Raw genomic sequence first — 4,244 nt, forward strand, 5'->3', positions numbered from 1 at the left:
CGCTATGCTCAAGAAAAACACCTCCATCACGGCCCCCTTTAGCGGAGTCATCACCGAGATCATGATCAATGAGGGCGAGACCTACGCTTTCACCCCCAGTCTCAGCAGTGATCTCAAGCTAGAGAGTGGAATCATCGAGCTACGCCAGATCAATCCGCTCAAGGCTACCATCGAGGTCAACGAGAAGGATCTGAGTTATATAGCGAAAGGGCAACAAGCCTTGATTACCTTCGACGCTTATCCCGATGAGCCAGCTACGGGCAAGGTCTCTTACATCTCGGCTGTCCTATCGCCGACGACGCGCACCGCATCTGTGGAGGTCAATATACCGAACAGCAACAACCGACTCAAGCCTGGTATGTATTGCAACGTATCTATTGCCCTGCCCGAGCGGGAGGGGCTGTTCGTTCCCCTCAATGCTATCTATCGCCTAGCGGGGACGGCTGAGGAGTTTGTCTTCAAGCTCAACGAAGATGGAGCGACCGTGAGCCGCATCGCCGTAAAGCGTGGCGAGATCAACGACGGCTGGGTCTACGTAGAGAGTAATGAGCTCAAGAGTGGCGACACCATCATCATAGATGGCAAGAACAAGCTCAGTGACGGCTCTAAGGTAAACGTGGTGAAGAAGTAAGCCTATGAAACTTCCCGAATTTGGTGTAAAACGACCCATTGCGGCGGCGATGATCTTCGTCGCCATACTGGTGATCGGAGTCTTCTCCCTGACGAAGTTACCGCTAGACCTGATGCCAAACATGGAGTTCCCCTCCTTGACGGTCATCACGGTCTACCCTGGCGCCTCAGCGATAGAGGTCGAGGAGCAGGTCTCCAAGCCCCTGGAGGCGGTGCTCTCCTCGGCAGAGAACCTCGTTGAGATCAAGTCTATCTCTAAAGAGAACGTCTCCTTCATACAGCTCCGCTACGAGTGGGAAGAGGATATCACGGCTGCGGCAAACAATGCCCGAGACCTCCTCGAGCTGGTTAAGTCGCGTATGCCGTCGCAAGCCTACACGCCGATCATCTATAAGATTAACGCCTCCATGATGCCTATCCTCGGCTACGCAGTCAATGCGGACGAGAACTACAACGGACTGGAGGAGATCGTCGAGGATCAGATTGCCTCAGCTCTGCGTAAGGTCGACGGCGTCGGTACGGTCATCTATCTAGGACAGCCTCAGCGTGAGATACGAGTCGAGATAGATCCCACGAGAATGCAGGCCTATGGTATGTCGGTGGCTCAGCTATCGATGATGCTCAAGGCAAACAATATCAACGTACCCTCGGGCTTCGTCACGGAGAGTGCCTACGACTTCTCCGTGCGTATGCCTGGTAAGTACGAGAGCGTCGAGGAGCTGGAGAATACGGTCATCAAAGCGTTCAACGGTAAGGTAGTGCGTATCAAAGATGTCGCTACCGTCCGAGACACCTTTAAGGAGACCGATGCCTCAGCCTTCAATCATGTGGGCAAAGGTATCGCCCTACTCGTACAGAAGCAGTCAGGAGCGAATACGGTAGACGTAGTCAATGCGGTGCGTGCTGAGATAGCCGACATACAGAAGGATCTACCCTCAGATGTACAGATCTTTGAGGTGATAGGTTCTGATGAGCTGGTTACTTCATCGATCAACAACCTGAGTTCGTCGATCTGGTACGCTCTGATCTTCGTCACCCTAGTCGTCTTGCTTTTCCTACGAGAGTGGAGGTCTAGTCTCATCGTTTTCCTGACGATGCCTGTGTCGCTGATTTCGGCCTTTATCGTTATGAATGTGCTGGGCTACACGATTAATATCTTCTCACTCGTGGCGCTTGTGATCGCTATCGGTATGGTGGTGGACAACGCCATCGTCGTACTCGAAAACATCACGCAGCACATCGAGCGAGGCGCTATGCCGAAGCAAGCTGCCATGTTTGGAGCCTCGGAGATGGGTCTAGCCATTGCCGCCTCGACGCTGACCACGATTGTGGTGTTCCTCCCGCTCGTCTTCATGGGTGGTATCGTCGGTGTGATGTTCAAGCAACTAGCCGTCCTGACGGTGACCTGTATGATTACCTCCCTCTTTACTGCACTGGCACTGACTCCGATGCTCTCAAGCGTCCTGCTCAAGCCCGCCCCTCGTGGAGGTAAAGGCAAGAAGCACGGTAAGCTCTACAACTGGAGCGAGCGTATGTTCCAAAGGATCGAGCGCATCTACCATGACTTCCTTGGGTGGGCAGTCTTTCACAAAGGCATCACCCTCGTGTCGGCTCTCGTGATCTTTGCTTTAGTACTGCTCTTAGGGAAGGCGGTCGGTACCGACTACATCCCCGACATTGATGCGGGCTCTGTCTCCATCCAGTTTGAGACGGAGCAAGGCTCCTCCCACACGATCACAGAGCAGGTCGGTAATCAGATCGTACAGCTCCTGCAGGACCATGTGCCAGAGATTGCCGAGGGCGGTATCGCCAGCATCACGGGACAGACCGATGATGGAGTCTTGACTGCCGTAGGCTTTAAGGAGGGTAAGAACATCGGTACCATCTTCTGCCACCTCAAGCCCGTCGATGAGCGTAAGCGTAGCAGTCAGCAGATCGCAGACGATATACGTCCGCTGATTGAGGCAATCCCTGAGATTGAGAAGGTGACTGTCTCTGGTGGTAGTGCTATGGCGACCGCGCTGACTGGCAATAGAGCTCCGATTGAGTTTGTCGTCTATGGCAAAGACATTGACCAGATGAATCAGGTTGCCTTTGAGATCGAGCGCAAGGCGAAGGAGTGCCCTGAGTTTACCAATGTCGAGGCGCTTGTCTCGGCAGGCAATCGTGAGGTGCACATCCTCGTGGACAAGGATAAAGCCTCCCAGATGGCTCTCAATCCTGGTATCATCGGTATACAGGTACGCGAGAATCTTTATGGAGCTAAGGCTGGCGCCTATACTGAAGACGGTACAGACTATGATATACGCATACAGTATGCGCCAGAGTATCGTAACTCAATCAGCAAGCTACGAGAGATGCAGGTGACCAACCTCTTGGGACAGCAGATCCCGCTCATTGCGGTCGCTGATATTCAGGAGCAGGAGGGCCCCGTGCAGATCGAGCGACTCACCCAGCAGCGCTATGTCAAGGTTACAACCAACCTCAACGGCATCTCGCTCGGTGATGGTGCCAAGAAGGCAGAGCAGATCATCGCCGACCTCGACACGCCACAAGGTGTGACCGTATCGCTAGGTGGTCAGGTGGAGGATCAGGGTGACACCTTCTCATCGCTCACGGTCATCTTCGTCATCGGACTGCTCCTAGTCTTTATGGTTATGGCTGCTCAGTTTGAGTCGTTAGTTGACCCACTTATCATCCTCTTTGCGATACCCTTCACCCTCGTAGGCGTTATCTTAGCCTTCCTTATCACAGGTACCACGCTCAGTGTCGTCACCTTCATCGGTCTCATCATGCTAGTCGGTATCGTAGTGAACAATGGTATCGTCCTAGTGGACTACAGCAACATGCTCGTGCGCCGTGGCTATAGCATACGAGATGCGGTGATGGAGTCTGGACGCTCACGCCTGCGTCCTGTCTTGATGACCTCTATGACCACCATACTCGGTATGCTACCCATGGCACTCAGTAGAGGTATGGGCAAGGAGCTCTATGCACCGCTCGGCATCACCATCATCGGCGGTCTTCTGATCTCGATGCTCGTGACGCTCATCTTGGTGCCGACAGCCTATGCTGCTGTACACCAGCACAAGCTCAATAAGGAGCGTAGAATATCTAGATTGAGGAAACAGATTAAGAAGAAGTAGTATGAGATTCGTATATATCACCTGCAATGTCAGTATGCTGGAGCAGATGGAGTCGCTCCTGCGGGAACTGGAGATAAGCGTCTACCAAGTAATCCCGAAGGCTCTTGCCGAGAGCAACTTCGACATCCCGCACAAGGATACCGCCGTGTGGCCAGGCTTCAACGCTTGTCTACTGGTACAGGAGGCAGACACCGCCAAGGGGGACGTACTCCTAGAGCGTATCCGAGAGATGAATGCTCAGGCGTACAATAACAGCGAGCTGGTCGCTGCGTACCTCTGGTCTGTCGATACCTACGTAGCGCCCGAATCCATCATGCCCGTGCAGGAGCGTGACCCATTAAGTGGAGCTTAAGCTTCATTTAGTATGTGATTGGAGAGGATGCGTCAGAGTCGTTGGGGCTTTGGCGCATCTTCGTTGTATGACGGGCATGTCATACATCTGTGGTGAAAGTCCACGCGGGGCGTAGT

The 4,244-nt window shown here is 53.4% G+C and carries 3 protein-coding genes; all 3 read left to right on the forward strand.

What is annotated here, in order from left to right; genetic code table 11:
* Positions 1-631, forward strand: a 631-nt coding sequence (locus Q0X57_RS07735) for an efflux RND transporter periplasmic adaptor subunit (protein WP_297729855.1), incomplete at its 5' end; no start/stop codon positions are given.
* A gap of 4 nt (positions 632-635) precedes the next feature.
* Positions 636-3,776 carry an efflux RND transporter permease subunit gene (locus tag Q0X57_RS07740; RefSeq protein ID WP_297729857.1) on the forward strand — a complete coding sequence of 1,047 codons (3,141 nt, stop codon included), beginning with the start codon at positions 636-638 and terminating at the stop codon, positions 3,774-3,776.
* 1 nt (position 3,777) lies between these two features.
* Positions 3,778-4,128, forward strand: a complete 351-nt coding sequence (locus tag Q0X57_RS07745) for a PG0541 family transporter-associated protein (protein WP_297729859.1) — start codon at positions 3,778-3,780, stop codon at positions 4,126-4,128.
* Positions 4,129-4,244 lie beyond the last annotated feature (116 nt).

Source organism: uncultured Porphyromonas sp. (assembly GCF_947254915.1).
GTDB lineage: Bacteria > Bacteroidota > Bacteroidia > Bacteroidales > Porphyromonadaceae > Porphyromonas.